Genomic DNA, 24279 nt, shown 5'->3' with positions numbered 1-24279 from the left:
GCTGCCACCCAAACCCGTAGGAAGGTCAATGGCGGCTCCACTCAGAACTTCAGGGATGCCAAGAATGACAACGACAAAACATGATCCGCCCTACAAGAAAATCACGCCTCACCCCGACAACCGCTTCATGGCCCTCACCGGCAATTGCAGCGACATGCCCAGCCTGTTCGTCGACACCCACGTGCCCCTCGACATACTCATGGATGCCGCCAACTATCGCATCCGCGCCGTGGTTCAGGTCCTGGAAAACATGTGCATGCGCGGCTCGATCGAATGCGACTCCGTGATCCTCAGCGACTTCGCCCTGCTGTGCGCCATCCCATTGCGCGATGGCTGTGATGTGCTGGACGTCATCGGCAAGCGCCTGCGCAGCTTGCCCGCCTGAAGATCAAAAGATCGCAGCCTTCGGCAGAGTGAGCGCCTATCCTATGTAGCTGCCGAAGGCTCCGATCTTTTGTCGTTGAAGGGCAAGTCACGGCGTTGTTTTAGGCTGCGAAGCCAGCCTTATTGAAGCGGTAAACGGAATCTTTTATCAGGGTTACTTTTTTATATCTTTGTCACATTTCCCAGAAGTCTGCCAGCAGCGCCGTCGCTAATGGTAAAGCTGACCTTGTCACCGACTTTCAGGCGGGGATCGCCCGGAGTGCTTACGCTCAGGTCTCCACTGTTGTCATCGGGTCTCACCGTTACTGAGTATGTTGGGTACGGTCCGTCTTCACCTCTGGTATAGGCGCCAATCACGGTGCCATTGCCCGATGTATTTACAATACTTTCCGCCATTTCCAATCTCCTTCCAGTCGTAGTCTAGAATCAGGGCGATCGATTGATTTTCGCGTCGTTCAGACTATGGATCAGCAGCTACCGATAACGCCACTGTCAGATCTGACAGGTAATTGCATAAAGTACTACCGTCTATCCAAATTCAACCTTTGTGCAGCTCCGTAAAGGTTCCTCATCTCCGATTTCCTGATATGGCCTTCAACTATCCCACCACTTCGCGCCGTGGTCCTGATGCTGGAGAATGTGTGCATGCGCCGTTCGATCAAGGTGACTCGATGATCCTCAGCGACTTCGCCAAATTCTGCGCCATCCCCCTTGCGCGACGGCTGTGATTTGCTCGACGTCATCGGGCTACGTCTGGGCGCCATGCCTGCCTGAACTGTTCAGAAGCAAAATCAAAAGATCGCAGCCTTCGTCAGCTCCTACACGGGATCATCTGTAGTAGCTGCCGAAGGCTGCGATCATTTGACGTTGAGGGTTCAGCAGTCAGTCTGCGACGTGCCGATCCTGGGTCTTGATAAAACTGTCGAAAGCCTCTGAGTTGAGACCTCCAGGCACCCATAAAAAACGAAATGGCTTTTCGAGTGTTTTGCTGATCGACGGTGTCTGCTCAGATGCCGCATACACATAGTTTCTGGTTGCTTTATAACGATCGTGCAGCACTTGCAGCGTGTCTTCGTTTTGCAGGATGGAATGCAGGCCGTTGCCCATGAACGAATAGGCATCGGCGGACACTGCAATGTCTGTTCTCAGGGCTGATTGCTCATTGAATGGCGCCAGGATGCAATGGCTCAGCCCGTAGTTCTTTAGTGTCTGGCGTGCCTGTTCAATGTGGGTTTCGTCGGCAAGGGCGAGGTATGGACTAAGAAGGCTGAGTAAACAGATGATCAGATATCGCATGAGTTTTTGACTTCCTGTCGTTCATGGTTTGCCAGTTTAACGCTATAAAAGCAAAGCCCCTCACCCTAGCCCTCTCCCAGAGGGAGAGGGGACTGACCGAGTTGTCTGGATGATGTATACCGACCTGCGACTTCAGGGGTGAACTTCGCTTGGCCAAGCCTGGATGGTGGTGTTCTTTCTGGGGACTGGTCGTGTGACGACTTGCGACTTGCGCGCTTATCTACGCTTGGCCAAGCCTGAGATCACGTCGATCATTCAGGTCGATGTAACTCGCAAGATCGCCACCGTAAGTCCCCTCTCCCTTCGGGAGAGGGTTAGGGTGAGGGAAAGGCGTTTGTCCACTCGGCTGCGAACCCCTGACTTGCCGCCCGGTAAAAGGTAAACTTTGCGCCCTTCGCAGGAGCAGCCATGAATTATCGTCACGCCTTCCATGCCGGCAATCACGCCGATGTGTTCAAACACCTGACCTTGACCCGCCTCATCGCTCTGATGTCGCGCAAGGAGCAGCCGTTTGCCTATCTCGACACGCACGCCGGCATCGGTCTGTACGACTTGCAGGGCGATCAGGCCAATCGCACCGGCGAGTACCTGGAAGGCATTGCGCGGTTGTGGGATCAGCCGGACCTGCCGGCGCTGACCGCCGACTATATGAAGGTGCTGCACGAGATGAACCCGGATGGCCAGTTGCGCTATTACCCGGGTTCGCCGGAGCTGGCACGGCGCCTGACGCGGCCGCAGGATCGGGTGATGCTCAACGAGAAGCACCCCGAAGATGGCGTGTTGCTCAAGGACAACATGGCCGGCGATCGTCGGGTAAAAGTGCATCTGGGCGAGGGCTGGCACGTGGCGCGGGCGATGTTGCCGGTGCAGGAAAAGCGCGCGGTGATGCTGATCGATCCGCCGTTCGAGCAACTCGACGAGATGCAGCGTTGCGCGGCGTCGATGAAAGAAGCCATCGGCCGCATGCGCCAGACCGTGGCTGCGATCTGGTATCCGGTGAAGGATCAGCGTGCACTGCGGCGTTTCTATCAGGACCTGGCAGGCACGGGTGCACCGAAGTTGTTGCGTGTGGAGCTGCTGGTGCATCCGCTGGACACGCCGAACAGCCTGAACGGTTCCGGGCTGGCGATCGCCAATCCGCCGTGGGGGCTGGAAGAAGAATTGCGTGAGTTGCTGCCGTGGTTGTCGAAGAAGCTGGGGCAGACTCAGGGTGGCTGGCAGATGGATTGGCTGATTGCCGAGAGCTGATCGCCGAGCGATCGTTCCCACGCTCCGCGTGGGAATGCCTCAATGGACGCTCTGCGTCCGCTGTCAGGACGCGGAGCGTCCCGGGCTGCATTCCCACGCAGAGCGTGGGAACGATCAGGCGGGGTTAGTTGCCCGCAAGGCTTGCTGGCATGCACACGCCGGTGCCGCCAATCCCGCAGTAACCTTCAGGGTTCTTCGCCAGATACTGCTGGTGATACGCCTCGGCAAAGTACACGGTCGGGGCCTGGTCGATCTCGGTGCTGATTTCACCCAGACCGGCCTTGGCCAGTTCCGCCTGATACACGTCTTTGCTTTTCAGTGCCGCATCCAGTTGCTCCGGGGTGGTCGCATAGATCACTGAGCGGTACTGAGTGCCGATGTCGCTGCCCTGACGCATGCCCTGAGTCGGGTTGTGCAGTTCCCAGAACATCGCCAGCAGCTCTTCATAGCTGACTTGGGCCTTGTCATACACCACCAATACCACTTCGGCGTGGCCGGTCAGGCCCGAGCAGACTTCTTCGTACGTCGGGTTCGGCGTGAAGCCGCCGGCGTAACCGACGACTGTGCTGACCACGCCTTCGCGCTGCCAGAAGCGTCGTTCCGCGCCCCAGAAGCAACCCAGACCGAAAATCGCGAAGTCGACGTCCTGAAAGAATGGACCGAGCAGCGGGGTGTCTTCGAAGACGAAGTGTTTTTCCGGCAGGGTCATCGCGGTTTCGCGGCCGGGCAGGGCTTGTTCTTTGGTTGGAAGCACGTTTTTGTTCACCAGAATTTCCGAGCGCAGAACCATGATCGTTCCTCTCAGTCAGGTTGGAGGTAAAAAGTCAGACCGCCAGTGTGCCGAATGATGCCGAGTTAATCACTACCCAATGTAGGAGCTGCCGAAGGCTGCGATCTTTTGATTTTGCTTTTTAAAAACCAGATCAAAAGATCGCAGCCTTCGGCAGCTCCTACAGGGGGCGGCATGTTATGGCGAGAATGGGGTAGAGGGATTAGAGACAGAGCGGCCCACGCGGATAGCGCTTGAGCGCTTTGATCAGCTCATCGCCCGGAATCGGTCGGTCGAACAGATAACCCTGACCGACGTCGCAACGATGCCGGCGCAGGAACGCCAGTTGCTCGGCGGTTTCGATGCCTTCGGCGACGACCTTGAGTTTCAGGTTGTGGGCCATGGCGATCACGGCGGAGGTGATTTCCATGTCGTCCTGGTTGTCGGGGATTTCATGGATGAAGCTGCGATCGATCTTGATGATGTCGATCGGGAATTTCTTCAGATAGCTCAGCGACGAGTACCCGGTGCCGAAGTCATCCATGGCCAGGGTCAGGCCCAGGCGTTTGAGCTGGTCGAGCTGCAAATGCGTGTCTTCGGTGGCTTCCAGCAACAAGCCTTCGGTCAGCTCGAGTTCGAGCAGATTGGCCGGCAGCGCCTCTTCCTTGAGGATGTTGGCGATCGAGGCGACCAGATCCGGATCAGAGAACTGTTTCGGTGACAGATTGATTGCCACCTGCAGATTGCCCAGGCCGGCAGCAGTCAAGGATTTGCTCATGCGGCACGCCTGACGCGCGATCCATTTGCCGATCGGAATGATCAGGCCGGTTTCCTCGGCGACGCTGATGAACTGGTCCGGGCGAATCATGCCGCGTTCCGGATGGTTCCAGCGCAACAGCGCTTCCATGCCCAGCAAGCGACCGCTGCGCAGGCACAGTTTCGGCTGGTAGAACACGTCCAGTTCATTCTGGGTCAGGGCGCGGCGCAGGTTGTTCTCGACGAAGAGTTTGTAACTGGCTTCAGCGTTCAGCGCTTCGGTGAACACCTGCAACTGATGTTTGCCGTTGGCCTTGGCCTTGTGCAGCGCCAGGCCGGCGTTGCGCATCAGGGTTTGCGGATCGCGCCCGTGCAGCGGCGCGCAGGCGAGGCCGACGGAGCCGGTGACACTGATCAGCTGATTGTCGACGAACATCGGCTTGTCGAGGGTCATCAGCAACTGACTGGCAATCTGCTGCCCGGCCTCAAGGTCGGTGTCGTCGAGCAACACGGCGAATTCGTTACTGGCAAAACGCGCGAGGCTGCCACTCGGGCTGAGGCTGTTGCGCAGGCGCCGGGCGAGGCTGATCAACAGTTTGTCGCCAGTCTGGTGGCCGAGGCTGTCGTTGATCCGCTTGAAGTTGTCGATGTCCACCAGCAACAGACTGATCGGCGTATCGCTGTCGCGGGCGAAGCGCTCATCGAGATTGCGGATGAATGCCGGACGGTTGCCGAGGTTGGTCAGGTTGTCGGTGTAGGCCAGGCGCTCGATACGTTGCTGCGCAAGTTTGGTCTGGGTGATGTCTTCGTAGATGCCGATGTAATGCGTCAGCTCACGGTTGTCGCCATAGACCTTGGAAATCGACAACTGCCCCCAGTACGGTTCGAGGTTCTTGCGGCGGCTTTTGAATTCGCCCTGCCAGCTGTTGCTCTGGGCCAGCGCCGAGGGCGCGTCGAACAGCAGTTCGCTGAGATTTTCCAGGGCGGGCAGTTCCGACAGGCGCTGGCCGTGGACTTCCTCGGTGGTGTACTGGGTGATCGCGGTGAAGCTCGGGTTGACGTACTCGACCACGCCGTCGCAGTTGACCAGCAAAAAGGCGTTGGCGCTTTGCTCGACCGCGCGCTGAAACAGGTGCAGAGCGCTGGTGGCAGTGCGCCGGTTGTGGTTGTTGATCACTTGCGCGAACTGGTCGGCCAGCTCGCCGGCAAAGGCGATTTCGTCGGACTGCCAGGCGCGAGTGGCGCCGGTCTGTTCCAGACACAACACACCGACCACCTGGCCGTCGACGCGAATGCTGGCATCGAGCATGGCGTTGACGTCACGCGGACGCATAGCCTCGGCCATCTCGCGGGTGCGCGGGTCGTGCATGGCGTTGTGCGCATCGATGGCGCGACTGCTGTGCAGCGCTTCCATATAGTCGGGGAAGCCGCTGATATCGATCGGCTCCGGCAGGATGTATTCCTGAGTTGCGCGATGGTAAGCGGAGATCGGCAGCAAGCGCTGGCCTTCGAGGTTCCATAGGCTGGCGCAGTCGATTTCGTAGATATCGCAGGCGCAGCGGGTGATCAGCTCGGCGGCTTCCTGCAGCGAGTTGTGCGTGCTGTAGCGCTGGCGTGCGAGCAGCAGAATCAGATCCTGTTGGGCGCGCACGCGCTCCAGATGCTGCAGTTGTTCCTGCTGGGCACGCTGGTTCAGCTCAAGGGCGATTTGCAGGCGCGAGTTCTGGGTTTCCAGATCCACCGAAGGCAGCGCCTGGGTTTCGTCGAACACCTCGTCGACGGCCAGCAGATAGCCGCGCAGCAAATGCCGGTTGTGCTGTTTGTAGGCTTCACCCAGCTCGAGGATGTTCAACGCGCCGGCGGCGGTGTGCAGGGTGTAGCGCACCACGTAATGCGCGCTTTTGCTCAACTGCTGCTGGATCGCGTCGTGCAGCTGATAGCGCGCTTCGGGCTCCATCAGGCTGGCGTAGGGCGAGCCGACCAGGGCGCAGAGCTCGACGGCCGGCTGGCCGAACTGGCGTTCGCAGTTGGGATCAAGGAACAGCATCGCCCAACTGGCTTCATTCAAGCGCTCGAAACGCAGCATGCCGAGCCGCGAGGGCACAGGCAACTGCGTCACTACCTCGGCCGCCATACGGCTGGCGGCATCGGGCTGGCTCTTCATGAAGGAAACTCGCTTGGAAATATGCTGAATGCGCCGGGCTCTCGCCCTCTTGTCTGTTGGCTGCGGCAAGGTTGCATCATTGCGGCACCGACTGACAAGAGAGATGAAGGCCAAGTGCTATAAGAATATGTCGGCTGCAGTGAACATTTCTCCAGCGTCTGGGGCAAAAGAACAAAAGATCGCTGCCTTGCAACGCTCCAACAAGGGAATGCGCCTCATGTAGGAGCTGCCGAAGGCTGCGATCTTTTGGGGTCTCAACGCAATTTCATGCTGATCGATTGCAGCAATTTGCCGTCACGATCGTGATACTCGACCAGAATCCGGTCAGCCTCGACGACCACATGCGCAAAATTGTCCTGACTCACCACCGCACTGGTCAGCTCGTGCCGATAATCCCCGGCCGCCGTGCGCACCAGCGGTTGATCGAGGATAAACGTCGAGGCCTTGGCATACGGCAGCAATTTGCTGTTGTGCAACGGCGAGGACACGATGGTGTGCACTTCGAAATCGGCGTCCTCGCTGTGACTCAAGCGACTGGTCAGCGAGCCATGGACGTCGCCGGAGACGAACACCACGTTCTTGATCCGGTGAGTGCGGATGGTTTCCAGCAGGCGCAGACGCTGCTCGGGAAAAGCTTTCCAGGCATCGTCACCGTTGAACTTGCGATCGGGATAGAACATCACGCTGGTCACCACGAATTTCACTCGTGCCGGGCTATGGATCAGCCATTGCAGCAGGGCCTGTTCCTGCTCGATGTCGAGAATGCGCCGGTCATCCTCAGACAAGTTGCGTCGGGTGCGGCTGTCGGTGACGAACCAGGCGATATCGCTGTCGCCAAACTGATACCAGTAATGCTTCAAGGTATTCCGGTCTATCTGGCCCTCGCTGTTATATGCGTAGACCGGGCTGTGGCTGGCTTGATAAAGTTCATAAGCGGCCATGGCGTTGCGATACAAGTCCTTGTCCGCATCTTTTGCATTGGCGGGCCAGTTATCTTCTATTTCATGATCGTCGAGCATCATGTAAGTCGATGTATTGGACATCAATCGTTGAATATTCGGTTGCGAGAATGCCGTTCGATACTTCTTCAGAATGTCTTTGGCTTCGCGATCCGGTGCAATGATATTCAAATCATCTACATACACTTGATCGCCGGTCATGATCACCGCGCTGACGGGTAGATGACTGTTCTCGACAAGTTGATTGATCGAGCCAAAGATGCGATCGCCCAGTTGCGGCAACGAAGCAATGCCCGCGGTGATCCGCAGGTAACGGCAAGATCCGACGATAAAGCCCCGGGGCTGGCTGGCTTGCGCGGTGCGGGTACGAAAGCGGTAGAGCTGTCGCGGCCATTGCAGTGGAAACTCCACCACTGTGTCGATGGTGTGTACCGGATTCATCGGGCTTAACCAGCCGGCTTGATATTCGTATTCACAATCGGCGTCCAGATCCTGTAATACCAGTACGCCCGACATGTCGTTGGCTGGATGCAAAAGTGCAAATACGCTGTTCGACCATTTTTCCGTTCCGGCCTTGCGGGCGCGAACTCCGGCAAATACGCGTTTTTTGTCCTGTTGTTCGCCGCGCATGAAAATACGAACTTCGTTAGTTGTGGCGTGGCCCACGATGGGGCCGATAGTCGGTTTGAACATGATCGATTCCGTTCGAGATTTTAATAAACAAGAATTAAATAAGCGGAGCGCGTTGAAGCAACTTTCCTGAGCAGAGGTTAGTTGGCCGGCGGCAGAAAATATTGGCGTTAAGTGGACCAGACCTGTGGCCGATGTCAGCGCAGGTTGTAGGAAAGAATCGCGGACCAGTTAATTCAGGCAAAAAAAAGCCCCGCCAGACCGGCGGGGTTGAGGTACGAGCGTGTGGCGCTCGAAAGGGTGCAGCAAGCGGCCCTCCGTCGCCGGAGGGCCGTTTGGGTTACAGCAGGATGGTGCGGATGTCGCCCAACAGGCTGCCCAGACGCTGAGTGAAGCGTGCAGCAGCAGCGCCGTTGATCACGCGGTGATCGTAGGACAGCGACAGTGGCAGCATCAGCTTCGGCTGGAAGGCCTTGCCGTCCCAGACTGGCTGGATGGTTGCCTTGGAAACACCAAGGATCGCCACTTCCGGCGCGTTGACGATCGGTGTGAAGCCGGTGCCGCCAATGTGGCCGAGGCTGGAAATGGTGAAGCAGGCGCCCTGCATCTCGTCCGAGGACAGCTTCTTGGTGCGGGCTTTTTCAGCCAGCGAAGCCGCTTCGGCTGCCAGTTGCAGCAGGCTCTTCTGGTCGACGTTCTTGATCACCGGCACCAGCAGGCCATCCGGGGTGTCGACGGCGAAGCCGATGTTCACGTATTTCTTGCGGATGATCGCCTTGCCACTTGGTGCCAGCGAACTGTTGAAGTCCGGCAGCTCCTTGAGCAGGTGCGCGCAGGTCTTGAGCAGCAGCGGCAGGATGGTCAGCTTGACGCCAGCCTTCTCGGCCACGGCTTTCTGTGCAACACGGAAGGCTTCCAGCTCGGTGATGTCCGCCGAGTCGAATTGCGTCACGTGCGGCACGTTCAGCCAGCTGCGGTGCAGGTTGGCAGCGCCGACCTGCATCAGGCGGGTCATTGGCACTTCTTCGATTTCGCCGAAGCGGCTGAAATCGACCACCGGAATCGGCGGGATGCCCGCGCCACCGGTAGCGCCGCCAGCAGCGGCCGGTGCTTCCTTGGCCTTCTGCATCATCGCCTTGACGTAAACCTGCACGTCTTCCTTGAGGATGCGACCGTGCGGACCGCTGGCGCCAACGGCGCTCAGCTCGACGCCGAACTCACGGGCCAGTTGACGCACGGCAGGGCCGGCGTGAACTTTGGCGCCCGGGTTCGCTGGTGTAGCAGCCGGTGCGGCGGCTGGAGCGGTGGCAGCAGGTGCAGCGGCAGCCGGAGCAGCAGGTGCCGGAGCGCTCGGTGCAGCAGCCGCAGCCGGGGCAGCAGCCGGGGCCGCGCCTTTGACTTTGAGCTTGAGGATCAGGTCGCCGGTGCCGACTTCGTCATCCAGCTTGATCGAAACGCTTTCGACCACGCCAGCGGCAGGCGATGGAATTTCCATGCTCGCCTTGTCGGATTCCAGGGTGATCAGCGACTGGTCGGCTTCGACGGTATCGCCGGCCTTGACCAGCACTTCGATGATCTTGGCTTTGCCAGCCGAACCGATGTCCGGAACGTGGATGTCCTGAACGCTGTCGGCAACCGGTGCAGCCGGAGCAGCAGCCGGGGCTGGCGCAGCGGCAGCAGGCGCAGCAGCCTGAGCCGGAGCGGCGGCAGCCGGGGCCGCAGCACCCGCCACTTCCAGATCCAGAATCAGATCGCCAGTGCCGACTTCGTCGTTGAGCTTGACGCTGATGGCCTTGACCACGCCAGCGGCAGGCGACGGGATTTCCATGCTCGCCTTGTCGGATTCCAGGGTGATCAGCGATTGATCAGCTTCGACGCTGTCGCCGACCTTGACCTGAATCTCGATGATCTGTGCCTTGCCCGACGAACCGATGTCCGGCACGTGCACTTGCTGTACCGAAGCAGCAGCAGGAGCAGCGGCAGGCGCGGCAGCAGCTGGTGCCGCAGCCGGTTTCTCTTCGGCTTTCGCAGCAGGAGCGGCGGCCGGCGCAGGGGCCGCTTCAGCGGCGCCCTCGACTTCCAGCTCGAGCAGTTCGTCGCCTTCTTTCAGACGGTCGCCCAGCTTCACTTTCAGGCTCTTGATGACGCCGGCTTTCGGGGCCGGCACTTCCATGCTGGCCTTGTCCGATTCCAGGGTCAGGATGCTCTGGTCGGCTTCGATGCGGTCGCCGACCTTCACAAACAGTTCAATTACTTCACCTTCACCGCTGCCGATGTCAGGTACGCGAATGAGTTCGCTCACAAAATGTCTCCTCAGCAGTCCAGTGGGTTGCGTTTTTCCGGGTCGATGCCGAACTTGGCGATGGCTTCAGCCACAACCTTAGGTTCGATATCACCACGGTCAGCCAGTGCTTCCAGGGCTGCCAACACCACGAAATGACGGTCGACTTCGAAGAAATGACGCAGTTTCTTGCGGCTGTCGCTGCGGCCGAAACCGTCGGTGCCCAGGACTTTGAATTCCTTGGACGGTACCCACTGACGGATCTGCTCGGCGAACAGCTTCATGTAGTCGGTAGAAGCAATGACCGGACCTTTACGGCCGTTCAGGCACTCTTCGACGTAGCTCAGCTTAGGCTTCTGGCCAGGCTTGAGACGGTTGCTGCGCTCTACGGCGAGGCCGTCGCGACGCAGTTCGTTGAAGCTGGTAACGCTCCACACGTCAGCGCCGATGTTGAACTCTTCACGCAGGATCTTCGCCGCTTCACGCACTTCACGCAGGATGGTGCCGGAGCCCATCAGCTGAACGTGGTGCGCCGCATCGCGAGTGTCTTCCTCGAGCAGGTACATGCCTTTCTTGATGCCTTCTTCGGCACCGGCCGGCATGGCTGGCTGCTGGTACGACTCGTTCATCACGGTAATGTAGTAGAAGATGTCCTGTTGCTCTTCGGTCATCTTCTTCATGCCGTCCTGAATGATCACCGCCAGCTCGTAGCCGTAGGTCGGATCGTAGGTGCGGCAGTTCGGGATGGTCGCGGCTAGCAAGTGGCTGTGACCGTCTTCGTGCTGCAGACCTTCACCGTTCAGGGTGGTACGGCCAGCGGTGCCGCCGATCAGGAAGCCACGGGTACGGCTGTCGCCAGCGGCCCAGGCCAGGTCGCCGATACGCTGGAAGCCGAACATCGAGTAGAAGATGTAGAACGGCAGCATCGGCTGGTTGTGGCTGGAGTACGAAGTACCGGCAGCGATGAACGAGCTCATGGCGCCTGCTTCGTTGATGCCTTCTTCAAGGATCTGACCTTTCTGGTCTTCCTTGTAGAACATCACCTGGTCTTTATCGACTGGCTCGTAGAGCTGGCCGACGGAGGAGTAGATGCCCAACTGACGGAACATGCCTTCCATACCGAAGGTACGGGCTTCGTCCGGGATGATCGGGACGATGCGCGGGCCGATTTCCTTGTCCTTGACCAGTTGCGCCAGGATCCGCACGAAAGCCATGGTGGTGGAAATTTCACGGTCGCCCGAGCCATCGAGGATGGCTTTCAGGGTGTCCAGGTCCGGAGTCGGTACGCTGAAGCTCTGCGCACGGCGCTGCGGCACGAAACCGCCCAGTGCGGCACGGCGCTCGGCCAGATAACGCGCTTCGGCGCTGTTTGGCTCTGGTTTGAAGAACGGCAGGTTCTCCAGTTCTTCGTCCTTGACCGGAATGTCGAAGCGGTCGCGGAACAGCTTCAGGCTGTCGACGTCGACCTTCTTGGTGTTGTGCGCAGTGTTTTTCGCTTCGCCGGCACCGGTGCCATAACCCTTGATGGTCTTGGCGAGGATGACGGTCGGTTGTTCCTTGTGGTTGACCGCTTCGTGGTACGCCGCGTAGACCTTGTACGGGTCGTGGCCGCCACGGTTGAGTTTCCAGATCTCGTCGTCGGACAGATCGGCAACCATTGCCTTGAGTTCAGGCGTGTTGAAGAAATGCTCGCGAACGAACGCGCCGTCTTTGGCTTTGTAGTTCTGGTATTCGCCGTCGATGACTTCGTCCATGCGGCGTTGCAGGATGCCGTCGACGTCTTTGGCCAGCAGCGGGTCCCAGAAACGGCCCCAGATGACTTTGGTCACGTTCCACTGCGCACCACGGAACACGCCTTCGAGTTCCTGGATGATCTTGCCGTTGCCGCGAACCGGGCCGTCGAGGCGCTGCAGGTTGCAGTTGATGACGAAGATCAGGTTGTCCAGCTTCTCGCGGCCGGCCAGGGAGATCGCGCCCAGGGATTCCGGCTCGTCGCACTCGCCGTCACCGAGGAAGCACCAGACCTTCTGTTTGCCCGGCTGGATGAAACCGCGGTGCTCCAGGTACTTCATGAAGCGCGCCTGGTAGATCGCCTGGATCGGACCCAGACCCATCGATACGGTCGGGAACTGCCAGAAGTCAGGCATCAGCCAAGGGTGCGGATAGGACGAAAGGCCTTGACCATCGACTTCCTGACGGAAGTTGTTCATCTGGTCTTCGGTGATGCGGCCTTCCATGAATGCACGGGCGTAAACGCCTGGCGAGGTGTGGCCCTGGAAGTAGATCAGGTCGCCGCCGTGTTCGTCGGTCGGGGCCTGGAAGAAATAGTTGAAGCCGATGTCATACAGGGTCGCACTGGAAGCGAAGCTGGAGATGTGACCACCCAGGTCCGAATCTCGCAGGTTCGTGCGCATTACCATGGCCATCGCGTTCCAGCGTACCAGCGAGCGAATGCGGCGTTCCATGAACAGGTCGCCAGGCATGCGTGCTTCGTGGGTAACGGGGATCGTGTTGCGGTAAGGCGTGGTGATCGCGTAAGGGAGCTGCGAGCCGCTGCGGGTCGCGAGTTCGCCCATACGGGTCATCAGATAGTGAGCACGGTCTTCGCCTTCTTTGTCGAGAACCGATTCCAGGGCGTCCAGCCATTCCTGGGTTTCGACGGGATCGAGGTCTTGCATGGCTTGCTCCAGGGCGGAAAGGCTTCCAGAATCGGTTGCCTGAGTTTGCGACTGGCCTTGTGGGCAGACGATTTAAAATTCTTGGATTGCCGACAGGTTGTTCCGGCGGCGTGTAGTTTTACTACAAATCTTCCGGCATTTCAGCCTTTCGAATGTATAGACGAGTAGTAAAACTACAGATGAAAGGCTTGTGGCCTCCGACTGCGTTGTGAGAATAATCGTTAAGGCGGGTCGATTTCCATCCGAATAAGGTGAAAGTTTGATGCTGGATGCCAAAGAAGAAGAAATTTCAGCTATTTCTAACTTTTGTTCGACAGTCCTTCACGTAGCGGGTTTTCATCATTCACTACAAGCGGCCCTCAATACGCCGATCAAGGATAGACCATGACCCTGCCCGTGCTTGCCGAACTGCCCGCCATTCTCCTGCCGTTGGTCAGCCGATCCGAGCAGTCGTTCCGTACGTCCGTCGCCGCCCTTGAAGACGATCACGGCCTGTCGAACTGGACGCCGGAGCGCTGGGCGCAATTCGCCCGCGTCAGCGCCTCCAGCGAATTTGTCATTGAACAGAGCATTCGTGACCCTTTGATGTTGCTGTCGCTGGTGGCGTCCGGCGAACTTGATCGAGCGTTTGCGCCCGGCGAGCTGTGCGCACAGATTGCCGCCGCTGTGAACAGCGCGCAGAGCGAAGACGAACTCGGCCGCGCCTTGCGCCGCCAGCGCGCACGGCATCAGGTACGGATCATCTGGCGCGACCTGACCCGCCAGGCCAATCTGGTGCAGACCTGCCGCGACCTCTCGGACATGGCCGACGCCACCATCGATCAGGCTTATCAATGGCTGTACAGCCGCCACTGCGAGCAGTTCGGCACGCCGACCGGCCGGCGCAGCGGTGAGCCGCAGCAGATGGTCATCCTCGGCATGGGCAAGCTCGGCGCGGTCGAGCTGAATCTGTCTTCCGACATCGACCTGATCTTCGCCTACCCCGAAGGCGGCGAAACCGTCGGCGTGAAACGCTCGCTGGACAATCAGGAATTCTTCATCCGCCTCGGCCAGCGTCTGATCAAGGCGCTGGATCCGATGACCGTCGACGGCTTTGTTTTCCGCGTCGACATGCGCCTGCGTCCATACGGATCCTCTGGTGCGCTGGTGCTCAGCTTCAACGCGCTGGAGCAGTATTACCAGGATCAGGGCCGCGACTGGGAACGCTACGCGATGATCAAGGCGCGGGTGGTGGCTGGCGATCAGGTGGCCGGCGCGCAGTTGCTCGATATGCTGCGGCCGTTCGTTTATCGGCGCTATCTGGACTTCTCGGCGATCGAAGCGCTGCGCACCATGAAGCAGTTGATCCAGCAGGAAGTGCGGCGCAAGGGCATGGCCGACAACATCAAGCTCGGCTCCGGCGGCATCCGCGAGGTCGAGTTCATCGCGCAGGCCTTTCAACTGATCCACGGTGGCCGCGACCTGAGCCTGCAACAGCGTCCTTTATTAAAGGTGCTGAGCACGCTGGAAGGGCAGGGCTATCTGCCGCCGGCGGTGGTCAGCGAATTGCGCGAGGGTTACGAGTTTCTGCGTTACACCGAACATGCCATTCAAGCGATTGCCGACCGCCAGACGCAGATGCTGCCGGACAGCGCCCAGGATCAGGCGCGCATCGCCTTCATGCTGGGCTTCGCCGATTGGTCGGTGTTCCATGAACAACTGATGTACTGGCGCGGGCGCGTGGCCTGGCATTTCGCCCAGGTGATCGCCGATCCCGATGAGGAAGAGGGCAGCGAAAGCGAAGTGGTGGTCGGTGGTGAATGGCTGCCGCTGTGGGAGGAAGAACAGGACGAGGAGGCCGCGTGCCGGCAGTTGCAGGAGGGCGGTTTCGTCGATGCCGGCAAAGCCCTCAAAGCGCTGGCCGGTTTGCGTGGCAGTCCGCAATTGCGCGCGATGCAGCGGCTGGGACGCGAGCGTCTCGATGCTTTTATTCCGCGACTGCTTGCGCAAGCGGTGGAGCATGACAATCCCGATCTGGTACTCGAGCGCGTGCTGCCGCTGGTGGAAGCGGTAGCGCGGCGCTCGGCGTATCTGGTGTTACTCACGGAAAACCCCGGTGCGCTGCGGCGCCTGCTGACCCTGTGTGCGGCGAGCCCGTGGATTGCCGAGCAGATCACGCGCTTCCCGCTGCTGCTCGACGAATTGCTCAACGAGGGCCGGCTGTTCAAGCCGCCGCTGGCGCCGGAACTGGCGGCCGAGTTGCGCGAACGCCTGACGCGAATTCCCGAAGACGACCTCGAGCAGCAAATGGAAGCCCTGCGCCATTTCAAACTGGCGCACCGCTTGCGCGTCGCCGCCTCGGAAATTGCCGGCAGCCTGCCGCTGATGAAAGTCAGCGATTACCTGACCTGGCTGGCCGAGGCGATTCTCGAACAGGTGCTGGCCCTGGCCTGGCGGCAGACCGTGGCCAAGTACGGCACGCCGCTGCGCACTGACGGCACGCTGTGCGATCCCGGCTTCATCATTGTCGGTTATGGCAAAGTCGGCGGTATCGAATTGGGGCATGGTTCCGATCTGGATCTGGTGTTCATCCATGACGGTGATCCGCAGGCGGAAACCGACGGGCCGAAATCCATCGACGGCGCGCAGTTCTTCACGCGTTTGGGGCAGCGGATCATTCATCTGCTCACAGCGCAGACCAACTCCGGCCAGCTGTATGAAGTGGACATGCGCCTGCGGCCGTCCGGTGCTTCCGGGTTGCTGGTGAGTTCCCTCGGCGCGTTCGCGCGCTATCAGGAAAACGAAGCATGGACTTGGGAGCATCAAGCCTTGGTGCGCGCGCGGGTGCTGGTGGGCAGTCAGGATGTTGGCCAGGCCTTCGAGAAAGTCCGCGCCCAGGTATTGGGCAAACCTAGGGATCTGGCCAAGCTGCAACAGGAAGTCAGCGAGATGCGGGCGAAGATGCGCGACAACCTCGGGACCCGCAGCACCGCGGCCGGCACGGCGGCGAATGCGTTCGACGCGGGCGTGCCGTTTGACCTCAAGCAGGACGCCGGAGGTATCGTCGATATTGAATTTATGGTGCAATACGCGGCCCTGGCGTGGTCGCACAGCCATCCACCGCTGCTGCGCTGGACCGATAACATCCGCATTCTGGAAGAGCTGGAACACGAAGGGCTGATGCCCGCCGAAGATGCCAGTCTGTTGCGTGAGGCCTACAAGGCCTACCGCTCCGCCGCCCACCGGCAGGCCTTGCAGAAGGACGCCGGGGTGATACCGGGCGACCAGTTTGCCGACGAACGCCGGCAGGTTTTGCGTATATGGAAAGAGATGGGGCTAAGCTGAAACGCGCCAATGAACGCAATGAGATTCAAACGGTGGGAGCGAGCCTGCTCGCGAACGCGGAGTGTCAGTCAACAGCAATGTTGAACGTGCCGACCCCTTCGCGAGCAGGCTCGCTCCCACAGTGACCTGCGGTGAGCGCAGTGATGTGAACAGATGCAAAAACCTGTAGGAGTGAGCCTGCTCGCGATAGTGGAGTGACAGTCGACAGACATGTTGAACGAAATGACCCATCGCCAGCAGCGCCGCTTCCACAATGATTATCGAGGCGGGGAGGCGTAAATGCCTCCCCGGTTCGTTTTTGGAAACCACATGAATATTCTGATCGTTGGGCCCAGTTGGGTCGGTGACATGGTGATGGCGCAGACACTGTTTCAGTGTCTCAAGCAACGCCACCCGCAATGCGCAATCGACGTGCTGGCGCCCGAGTGGAGCCGGCCGATCCTCGAGCGCATGCCCGAAGTGCGTACGGCCTTGAGCTTCCCGCTCGGCCACGGCGCGCTGGAACTGGCGACGCGCCGGCGCATCGGCAAATCCCTGCGCGGTCAGTACGATCAGGCGATCCTGCTGCCCAACTCGCTGAAATCGGCACTGGTGCCGTTTTTTGCCGGCATCCCGAAACGCACCGGTTGGCGCGGCGAATTCCGCTATGGCCTGCTCAACGACGTGCGTACCCTCGACAAAGAACGCTACCCGCTGATGATCGAGCGTTTCATGGCGCTGGCCTATGAAGCGAACGCCGAGCTGCCGAAGCCGTACCCGCGCCCGAGTCTGCAAATCGACCCGGTGACCCGCGAAGCGGCACTGGCCAAATTCGGCCTGACCCTTGATCGCCCGGTCCTGGCTTTGTGCCCCGGCGCCGAGTTCGGCGAATCCAAGCGCTGGCCGTCCGAGCACTACGCCAAGGTCGCCGAAGCGCGCATCCGCGAAGGCTGGCAGGTATGGCTGTTCGGCTCGAAAAACGATCACGCGGTCGGCGAAGACATTCGCGCCCGGCTGATCCCGGGCCTGCGTGAAGAATCGGTCAACCTCAGCGGCGGCACCTCGCTGGCCGAGGCCATTGACCTGCTCTCATGCGCCGATTCCGTTGTGTCCAATGACTCTGGACTGATGCACGTCGCTGCTGCATTGAATCGTCCGCTGGTCGCGGTGTACGGCTCGACCTCGCCGGGCTTCACCCCGCCGCTGGCCGAGCAGGTCGAGATCGTGCGCCTGGGCATCGAATGCAGCCCGTGCTTCGATCGAACTTGCCGGTTCGGCCATTACAACTGCCTGCGCCAGCTGATGCCGGACGTGGTCAACGATGCCTTGCAGAAGTTGCAGGGCTCCGTGGTCGAGGTTCACTAACTTGCGGGTATTGTTGATCAAGACTTCATCGCTGGGCGACGTGATTCACGCGTTGCCGGCGCTGACCGACGCCGCCCGGGCCATTCCCGGAATCAAGTTCGACTGGGTGGTGGAAGAGGGTTTCGCCGAGATTCCGAGCTGGCACCCGGCGGTCGATAAAGTGATTCCGGTGGCGATCCGCCGCTGGCGCAAGAGTCTGTGGAAAACCATCACCAGCGGCGAGTGGAAACGCTTCAAGCAAAGCGTGCGCGCCAATAAATACGATCTGGTGATCGACGCTCAAGGCCTTCTGAAAAGTGCCTGGCTGGCCCGCTACGTCAAAGCCCCGGTGGCCGGCCTCGATAAAACTTCCGCGCGCGAGCCGATGGCTGCGCGCTTCTACGATCGTAAACTCGCTGTCGCCCGAGGCCAGCACGCCGTCGAGCGCGTACGCCAGTTATTCGCCATCGCTCTGGGTTACGACTTGCCCAAAGGCCTCGGCGATTACGGCCTCAACGTCGAGCGACTGGTCGAGTTGCCACGCAGGAACGCTTACGTGGTGTTCCTCCACGGCACCACTTGGGATACCAAGCACTGGCCGGAAATCTACTGGCGCGAGCTGACCGAGCGGGTCGGCTACCTCGGCGTTGGCGTGAAGCTGCCGTGGGGCAACCCGCAGGAAAAGGCCCGCGCCGAACGCATCGCTGCCGGCTTCAAACACGCCGAAGTGCTGCCGAAGCTTAATCTGGCCGGCGTCGGCAAAGTCCTCGCCGGCGCGCAAGCCTGCGTGGCGGTGGACACCGGGCTCGGCCATCTGGCCGCTGCGCTGGATGTGCCGACCATCTCGTTGTTCGGCCCGACCAACCCGGGCCTCACCGGCGCCTACGGCAAGCTGCAGATTCATCTGGCCAGCGACTTCCCGTGCGCGCCCTGCATGCAGAAAAAATGTACCTATCAACCGACCGAGCAGGATGCCCGTCAGTTTGACCTGAAACGCGAGCAGCCTTTGTGCTTCACGCGTGTGAACCCCGAGCGTGTCGCCAGCCGACTGAGCACGTTGTTAATGGCTGAGGAGTTGCGCTGATGCAATTGGCATTTGTCCTGTACAAATATTTCCCGTTCGGTGGCTTGCAGCGCGACTTCATGCGCATCGCCCTTGAATGTCAGAAGCGCGGCCATCAGATTCGCGTCTACACGCTGATCTGGGAAGGCGACGTGCCGCCGGGTTTCGAAGTGCTGGTGGCGCCGGTCAAGGCGTTCTTCAATCACCGTCGCAACGAAAAGCTCAGCGCGTGGATGGCCGCGGATCTGGCCAAGCGTCCGGTCGATCGCCTGATCGGCTTCAACAAGATGCCGGGTCTGGACGTCTACTACGCCGCCGACGGCTGCTTTGAAGACAAGGCGCAGAACCTGCGCAACTCGTTGTATCGCCGCTGGGGTCGCTATCGCCACTTCGCCGAGTACGAGCGCGCGGTGTTCGCCAAGGACGCGAAGACCGAAGTGCTGATGATTTCCGAAGTGCAGCAACCACTGTTCATCAAGTACTACGACACGCCGCTCGAGCGCTTCCACCTGCTGCCGCCGGGCATTGCCCAGGATCGTCGGCGGCCGGCGAATGCCGATGAGATTCGCGCCGGTTTCCGCGCTGAATTCAATCTCAAGGACGACGAGTTGCTGCTGGTGCAGATCGGCTCCGGCTTCAAGACCAAGGGTGTCGATCGCAGCCTCAAGGCGCTGGCCGCACTGCCCGCCGAATTGCGCAAACGCACCCGGCTGTTTGTAATTGGCCAGGATGACCCCAAATTGTTCCAGATGCAGAGTGCGACGCTGGGCCTGGGCGACAATGTGACCTTTCTCAAAGGGCGCAGCGATATCCCGCGCTTCCTGCTCGGTGCCGATCTGTTGATCCACCCGGCCTACAACGAAAATACCGGCACCGTGCTGCTTGAAGCGCTGGTGGCCGGGTTGCCGGTGTTGGTCAGCGCGGTCTGCGGTTACGCCCATTACATTGCCGAGGCCGATGCCGGGCGCGTGCTGGACGAGCCGTTCGAGCAGGCGCAGCTGACGCAATACCTGACCGAGATGTTGAGCAATGACGCTGCACGTGCGGCCTGGAGCCGCAACGGTCTGGCCTTCGCCGAGACGGCCGACCTCTACAGCATGCCGCAGCACGCGGCGGATGTGATTCTGGCGGAGCACGCTTAATGAAGTTGATGCTGGCTGAACCGTTCAAAAGCCTTTGGGCCGGACGCGACCCGTTCGCCGAAGTCGAGGGCTTGCAGGGCGAGGTATACCGCGAGCTGGAAGCGCGCCGGACATTGCGTACGGAAGTCGACGGCCATGGCTTTTTCGTCAAGATCCACCGTGGCATCGGCTGGGGCGAAATCTTCAAGAACCTGCTGACCGCCAAGCTGCCTGTGCTCGGCGCCGGGCAAGAGTGGAAGGCCATCCAGCGCCTTCAGGAAGTCGGCGTGCCGACCATGACCGCCGTCGCCTACGGCGAGAAGGGCAGCAACCCGGCGGATCAGCATTCGTTCATCGTCACCGAAGAGCTGGCGCCGACCATCAGCCTCGAAGACTTCAGCATTGACTGGGTCCAGCAGCCGCCGGAGCCAACACTCAAGCGCGCATTGATTGCCGAAGTCGCGCGGATGACCGGGATGATGCACCGCGCCGGGGTCAATCACCGCGACTGCTACATCTGCCATTTTCTGCTGCACACCGACAAACCGGTCACACCGCAGGATTTCAAGCTCTCGGTGATTGACCTGCACCGTGCCCAAACCCGCGCGAAAATCAATCAGCGCTGGCGCAACAAGGATCTGGCGGCGCTGTACTTCTCCGCGCTGGACATCGGCCTGACCCGCCGCGACAAACTGCGTTTCCTCAAGGGCTATTTCCAGCAACCGCTGCGGCAGATTCTGGCAGAAGAGGCGCCACTGCTGAGCTGGCTGCAAGGCAAGGCCGACAAGCTCTACGCGCGCAAACAGCGTTACGGGGATGCGCTCTGATGGCGGGTTGGACACTTGAGCCGCAGTACAGCGACCTCGCCCAAGATTTTGGCAGCCTCGAAGCGGTGTTTGCGTTACAGGGCGAACGCCTGACCCGCGATCCGCTGTCGGAGGTGGTTCGGGTGCAGCGCGACGGGGTCAATTACTACGTCAAACGCTACGTCGGCGCCGGTAAGGGCCTGCGCCGTTACCTCGGCAAGCCGCGGGTAAAAATGGAATGGCAGAACCTCAAGCGCTTCGCCAAGTGGGGCATCCCCACTGCCGAGGTGGTGGCCTGGGGGCTGGAGCGGCGGGGCGCGGCCTACGATCGGGGCGCGATGATCACCCGTGAGCTGCCCAATACCGAAGACCTCTCGGCACTGGCTGAGCGCAAGGATCCCAGGCTCAAGGATCGCGCCTGGGTCGACGGTGTCAGCCGGCAACTGGCTGGCTACACCCGGACCATGCACGACCATCGGTTTACGCATAACGATTTGAAATGGCGCAATCTGCTGATCGACGATCAGGCGCGCATCTTCCTCATCGACTGCCCCAACGGCGAATTCTGGCGCGGCTTCTGGCTCAAGTACCGGATCACCAAGGACCTCGCCTGTCTTGATAAGCTGGCCAAATACCACCTGTCCAATACCCAGCGCCTGCGCTTCTATAAGCAGTATCGCCAGTGTGATCGGCTCGATGTCGCCGACAAGAAACGGATTCGGCACGTGGTGAGATTTTTTGAGGGACGTGAATGACTGATTTTCTTGCCGTACAGGACCGCGCTCTGCTGGAGCGCCACGGTCTCGGCAATTTCGACGCACTGTGGGCCAAACAGCTTGAAGCTGTGGATGAGCCCAACACTGCCGGTGGCGGCTGGAGCAGCGTGTTCCGCCTGGACCTGGAAGGCCAGGGCTATTACCTCAAGCGCCAGAGCAATTATCTGACGCGGACCTTGCATGCGCCGTTTGGCGAGCCCAGTTTTGCCCGTGAGTTTCGCAACATCAGCCGTTACCGCAAGCTGGGCATTCCTGCGTTGCAGGCGGCGTTTTTCGGTGAACGCAACGTTGCCGGGGAAGTGCGCGCCATTCTGCTCACCCGCGCCTTGGATGGCTGGAGCGACCTGGATTCGTTGCTGGCGCACTGGACGCAGCTCAGTGCCGCACAGCATTCGGCCATTCTCAGGGCTTGCGGTCTGCTGGCGCGGCGGCTGCACGGTGCGCGTCAGGTGCATGGCTGTTTCTACCCCAAGCACATATTCCTGCGCGCCACCGGCGACGGCTATGAGGCGCAACTTATCGATCTGGAGAAAACCCGGCCGCTGCTGTTCGGCATGCGTGATCGGGTCAAGGATCTGGAACCGTTGCAACGTCGCGCGCCGCAGTGGAGCGAGGCCGACTTGCGCCAATTGCTCGCGGCTTATCTCGATCAGCCGACTGACAGCTCGCTGCTCGACAGCTGGCTGAGCCGACTGACGGCGCGGCGCAGCCACAAGGAGACCCGTTGATGCAATTGTCCGAGCTGGCCCGGACCGGGCGGACCCCCTCACTGCCGCTGACCGTGACCCTGGCGGACGCTGCCGGCGCGGCGGATTTGCAGTTGCTGAGTCTGCTGCGGGTGTTGCCCGGGCAGCGTTACGTTGGCGCAGGTGTCTGGCGCGGTCGGCCGGTGCTGGCCAAGTTGTTGGTCGGCAGCAAAGCTGCGCGGCATTTTCAGCGTGAGCTGCAAGGCGTGCGCTTGCTCGCTGCGCAGGGCATGACCACGCCGCTGTTATTGGCCGATGGGCTGAAAGACGGTGAGGGTGGCTGGCTGCTGTTCGAATTTCTCGAGGGTGCCGAGAGCCTTGGTGATGCCTGGGCCAAGGTCGAGTCTCTGCCGGCGCTGGCCGATGAGCAGACCGCTGTTCTGGCCGAAGCACTGGATGCTATCGGTCGGCTGCACGGCAAAGGGCTCTGGCAGGAAGACTTGCATCTGGACAATCTGCTGCGCCACGGCGGTCAGCTGTATTTGATCGATGGTGCCGGCGTTCGTGCGGAAACGGCGGGGCAGCCCTTGTCCCGGCAGAAAGTGCTGGAAAATCTCGGCGTGTTTTTCGCCCAGTTGCCAAAATCACTCGAACCGTTCACCGAAGAACTGCTGGTGTATTACCTGCTCAGCAACAGCGAACATGCTTTACCGCTGGAGGCGTTGCAAAAACAGATCGACAAGGTGCGCAACTGGCGACTCAGGGATTACCTGATCAAGGTTGGCCGCGACTGCACGTTGTTCTCCGTGCAGCGCAGGGCATTTGGCCTGCGCGCCGTTCGCCGTGAAGAAGAAGCGGCCATGCTGCCGGTGCTTGAGCAGGCTGACGCCTTGCTTGATCAGGGGCACCTGTACAAGACCGGTGGCGCGGCCAGCGTCGGCAAAGTCGAGATAGCCGGGCGGGCTCTGGTTATCAAGCGCTACAACATCAAGAATTTCGCCCATTGGCTCAAGCGCTTCTGGCGCCCGAGCCGGGCCTGGCATTCGTGGCGCGAAGGCAATCGCCTCGCGTTCCTTGGCATCGCCACGCCGAAACCGCTGGCGGTACTGGAGAAGCGCTTCTTGTGGCTGCGTCGCAGTGCCTATCTGGTCACCGAGTACCTGCCGGGACCGGACATCATCGAGCGCTTTGCGCCGTACATGGACAATGGCCAGGCACCGGAAGCCGAGTTGCAGGCGCTGGATCAACTGTTTGCCCGATTGATCGCCGAGCGTATCAGTCATGGCGATTTCAAGGGCCACAACCTGTTCTGGCAGGCGGATCGCTGGGCGCTGATCGACCTCGACTCGATGTGTCAGCACGCCTCGGTTGGCAGTTTCGCCCCGGCCTATACCCGGGATCGGGCGCGGTTCATGCGCAACTGGCCGCAAGACAGCGCGTTGTATCGGGTCATTGATGAGCGGCTGCCGAAAGGAGTCTCCAGCGCGGGGTGACTCAATTCGCGGGCAGGCTCGTTCTCGCAATGGGCCCGGTTCACTGTGGGGTTGAGTCTGCTCGCAGTAACGGACAAACACAGCGACTTGTCCTACAGCATCTCCAGAATCCGTGAGCTGTGCCCGGCTCGGCCTCGATGCTAATTTGCCTGACGATTCTGGAGGGCGAATCTTGAGCATGAAAAAAATGGTGACGCTGAGCGTTCTTACCTGGGTTCTCTCAGGCTGTGGCAGTGTCTCAACCGTGTTACAGGGGGACGCCGATGCTGCCCGCGACTTGCGCAAAAAGAAGACCTACTGCCAATCGATTCCGCGCATCTACAGTGGCGTGGCTTTCGACTTTTGCACTTTGAATGCGCCGCCCGATCCTACGGGTATGCTGGCGCCGTTTGTTTTGTTCGATCTTCCCCTGTCCGCCGTGTTCGATACGCTTTCGCTGCCTTACACGGTATATCGGCAGATTACCGATTCAAATCTGACTATTTACTGGCGCAGAGACGGCTATTGAGTCGTTGAACCTGT

Annotated in this window: 18 protein-coding genes; 12 read left to right on the top strand and 6 right to left on the bottom strand. The window is 60.2% G+C overall.

Translation table 11 applies throughout. From position 1 onward, the window contains the following. Window positions 1-64: 64 nt before the first annotated feature. The gene (locus AB4N47_RS20805; protein WP_258710895.1) at window positions 65-385 is read left to right on the top strand and encodes a hypothetical protein; all 321 of its coding nucleotides are present in this window, start codon (window positions 65-67) and stop codon (window positions 383-385) included. An 881-nt stretch (window positions 386-1266) separates the two neighbouring features. On the opposite strand, the gene AB4N47_RS20800 is transcribed toward AB4N47_RS20805, so the two are convergent. After that, window positions 1267-1680 (bottom strand): hypothetical protein, encoded by a 414-nt coding sequence (locus AB4N47_RS20800; RefSeq protein WP_341638445.1) that lies wholly within the window; start codon window positions 1678-1680, stop codon window positions 1267-1269. A gap of 408 nt (window positions 1681-2088) precedes the next feature. On the opposite strand from AB4N47_RS20800, the gene AB4N47_RS20795 reads away from it, so the two are divergent. Beyond that, window positions 2089-2928: a 23S rRNA (adenine(2030)-N(6))-methyltransferase RlmJ gene (locus AB4N47_RS20795; protein WP_016772007.1), complete on the top strand. Its 840-nt coding sequence runs from the start codon at window positions 2089-2091 to the stop codon at window positions 2926-2928. Window positions 2929-3052: 124 nt separating this feature from the next. Here AB4N47_RS20795 and msrA read toward each other — a convergent pair whose 3' ends face one another. The 5 genes from msrA to aceE form a co-directional block, all read right to left on the bottom strand. Beyond that, on the bottom strand, window positions 3053-3718 hold the full coding sequence (gene msrA, locus AB4N47_RS20790; RefSeq protein WP_341638446.1) for a peptide-methionine (S)-S-oxide reductase MsrA: 666 nt from the start codon (window positions 3716-3718) through the stop codon (window positions 3053-3055). 202 nt (window positions 3719-3920) lie between these two features. Continuing rightward, a complete protein-coding gene (locus AB4N47_RS20785) occupies window positions 3921-6617 on the bottom strand; it encodes a putative bifunctional diguanylate cyclase/phosphodiesterase (protein WP_341638447.1) in 2697 nt (898 codons plus the stop codon). 254 nt (window positions 6618-6871) lie between these two features. Beyond that, window positions 6872-8269, bottom strand: coding sequence for an alkaline phosphatase D family protein (locus AB4N47_RS20780; RefSeq protein ID WP_341638448.1), 1398 nt, complete (start codon window positions 8267-8269; stop codon window positions 6872-6874). 277 nt (window positions 8270-8546) lie between these two features. Beyond that, window positions 8547-10508, bottom strand: coding sequence for a dihydrolipoyllysine-residue acetyltransferase (gene aceF / locus AB4N47_RS20775; RefSeq protein WP_460154330.1), 1962 nt, complete (start codon window positions 10506-10508; stop codon window positions 8547-8549). A gap of 11 nt (window positions 10509-10519) precedes the next feature. Continuing rightward, entirely contained in the window at window positions 10520-13165 is a 2646-nt protein-coding gene (gene aceE, locus AB4N47_RS20770; RefSeq protein WP_024011316.1) for a pyruvate dehydrogenase (acetyl-transferring), homodimeric type, read from the bottom strand. Window positions 13166-13427: 262 nt separating this feature from the next. On the opposite strand from aceE, the gene AB4N47_RS20765 reads away from it, so the two are divergent. From AB4N47_RS20765 to AB4N47_RS20720, 10 genes are all read left to right on the top strand, one after another. After that, a complete protein-coding gene (locus tag AB4N47_RS20765) occupies window positions 13428-13553 on the top strand; it encodes a hypothetical protein (protein ID WP_256205860.1) in 126 nt (41 codons plus the stop codon). Further along, window positions 13550-16489 (top strand): bifunctional [glutamate--ammonia ligase]-adenylyl-L-tyrosine phosphorylase/[glutamate--ammonia-ligase] adenylyltransferase, encoded by a 2940-nt coding sequence (glnE, locus tag AB4N47_RS20760; protein WP_460154329.1) that lies wholly within the window; start codon window positions 13550-13552, stop codon window positions 16487-16489. The genes AB4N47_RS20765 and glnE overlap by 4 nt, the downstream gene beginning before the upstream one ends. Before the next feature lie 309 nt (window positions 16490-16798). Then, a complete protein-coding gene (gene waaF / locus AB4N47_RS20755; protein WP_341638450.1) occupies window positions 16799-17833 on the top strand; it encodes a lipopolysaccharide heptosyltransferase II in 1035 nt (344 codons plus the stop codon). A 1-nt stretch (window position 17834) separates the two neighbouring features. Beyond that, window positions 17835-18896 carry a lipopolysaccharide heptosyltransferase I gene (waaC, locus tag AB4N47_RS20750; protein WP_341638451.1) on the top strand — a complete coding sequence of 354 codons (1062 nt, stop codon included), beginning with the start codon at window positions 17835-17837 and terminating at the stop codon, window positions 18894-18896. Further along, window positions 18896-20017 (top strand): glycosyltransferase family 4 protein, encoded by a 1122-nt coding sequence (locus AB4N47_RS20745; RefSeq protein ID WP_073471643.1) that lies wholly within the window; start codon window positions 18896-18898, stop codon window positions 20015-20017. Before waaC ends, AB4N47_RS20745 begins: the two co-directional genes overlap by 1 nt. Further along, a complete protein-coding gene (gene rfaP, locus AB4N47_RS20740) occupies window positions 20017-20823 on the top strand; it encodes a lipopolysaccharide core heptose(I) kinase RfaP (protein WP_341638452.1) in 807 nt (268 codons plus the stop codon). Before AB4N47_RS20745 ends, rfaP begins: the two co-directional genes overlap by 1 nt. Then, on the top strand, window positions 20823-21557 hold the full coding sequence (locus AB4N47_RS20735; RefSeq protein WP_341638453.1) for a lipopolysaccharide kinase InaA family protein: 735 nt from the start codon (window positions 20823-20825) through the stop codon (window positions 21555-21557). Before rfaP ends, AB4N47_RS20735 begins: the two co-directional genes overlap by 1 nt. Further along, the gene (locus AB4N47_RS20730) at window positions 21554-22306 is read left to right on the top strand and encodes a lipopolysaccharide kinase InaA family protein (RefSeq protein WP_341638454.1); all 753 of its coding nucleotides are present in this window, start codon (window positions 21554-21556) and stop codon (window positions 22304-22306) included. The genes AB4N47_RS20735 and AB4N47_RS20730 overlap by 4 nt, the downstream gene beginning before the upstream one ends. Next, window positions 22306-23757 (top strand): lipopolysaccharide kinase InaA family protein, encoded by a 1452-nt coding sequence (locus tag AB4N47_RS20725; protein WP_341638455.1) that lies wholly within the window; start codon window positions 22306-22308, stop codon window positions 23755-23757. The genes AB4N47_RS20730 and AB4N47_RS20725 overlap by 1 nt, the downstream gene beginning before the upstream one ends. Before the next feature lie 178 nt (window positions 23758-23935). After that, window positions 23936-24265: a YceK/YidQ family lipoprotein gene (locus AB4N47_RS20720; protein ID WP_445941210.1), complete on the top strand. Its 330-nt coding sequence runs from the start codon at window positions 23936-23938 to the stop codon at window positions 24263-24265. Window positions 24266-24279: the final 14 nt, after the last annotated feature.

It is taken from the genome of Pseudomonas sp. S3_G06 (assembly GCF_054667565.1).
Note: the sequence above shows the minus strand (reverse complement) of the source record. Positions and strands in the feature narration are given on the sequence as shown.

Bases quoted from the DNA above. Each gene is read 5' to 3' on its own strand.
- AB4N47_RS20805 (WP_258710895.1), top strand. From the start codon at position 65: ATGACAACGACAAAACATGATCCGCCCTACAAGAAAATCACGCCTCAC.
- AB4N47_RS20800 (WP_341638445.1), bottom strand. From the start codon at position 1,680: ATGCGATATCTGATCATCTGTTTACTCAGCCTTCTTAGTCCATACCTC.
- AB4N47_RS20795 (WP_016772007.1), top strand. From the start codon at position 2,089: ATGAATTATCGTCACGCCTTCCATGCCGGCAATCACGCCGATGTGTTC.
- msrA (WP_341638446.1), bottom strand. From the start codon at position 3,718: ATGGTTCTGCGCTCGGAAATTCTGGTGAACAAAAACGTGCTTCCAACC.
- AB4N47_RS20785 (WP_341638447.1), bottom strand. From the start codon at position 6,617: ATGAAGAGCCAGCCCGATGCCGCCAGCCGTATGGCGGCCGAGGTAGTG.
- AB4N47_RS20780 (WP_341638448.1), bottom strand. From the start codon at position 8,269: ATGTTCAAACCGACTATCGGCCCCATCGTGGGCCACGCCACAACTAAC.
- aceE (WP_024011316.1), bottom strand. From the start codon at position 13,165: ATGCAAGACCTCGATCCCGTCGAAACCCAGGAATGGCTGGACGCCCTG.
- AB4N47_RS20765 (WP_256205860.1), top strand. From the start codon at position 13,428: ATGCTGGATGCCAAAGAAGAAGAAATTTCAGCTATTTCTAACTTTTGT.
- glnE (WP_460154329.1), top strand. From the start codon at position 13,550: ATGACCCTGCCCGTGCTTGCCGAACTGCCCGCCATTCTCCTGCCGTTG.
- waaF (WP_341638450.1), top strand. From the start codon at position 16,799: ATGAATATTCTGATCGTTGGGCCCAGTTGGGTCGGTGACATGGTGATG.
- AB4N47_RS20745 (WP_073471643.1), top strand. From the start codon at position 18,896: ATGCAATTGGCATTTGTCCTGTACAAATATTTCCCGTTCGGTGGCTTG.
- rfaP (WP_341638452.1), top strand. From the start codon at position 20,017: ATGAAGTTGATGCTGGCTGAACCGTTCAAAAGCCTTTGGGCCGGACGC.
- AB4N47_RS20735 (WP_341638453.1), top strand. From the start codon at position 20,823: ATGGCGGGTTGGACACTTGAGCCGCAGTACAGCGACCTCGCCCAAGAT.
- AB4N47_RS20730 (WP_341638454.1), top strand. From the start codon at position 21,554: ATGACTGATTTTCTTGCCGTACAGGACCGCGCTCTGCTGGAGCGCCAC.
- AB4N47_RS20725 (WP_341638455.1), top strand. From the start codon at position 22,306: ATGCAATTGTCCGAGCTGGCCCGGACCGGGCGGACCCCCTCACTGCCG.
- AB4N47_RS20720 (WP_445941210.1), top strand. From the start codon at position 23,936: ATGAAAAAAATGGTGACGCTGAGCGTTCTTACCTGGGTTCTCTCAGGC.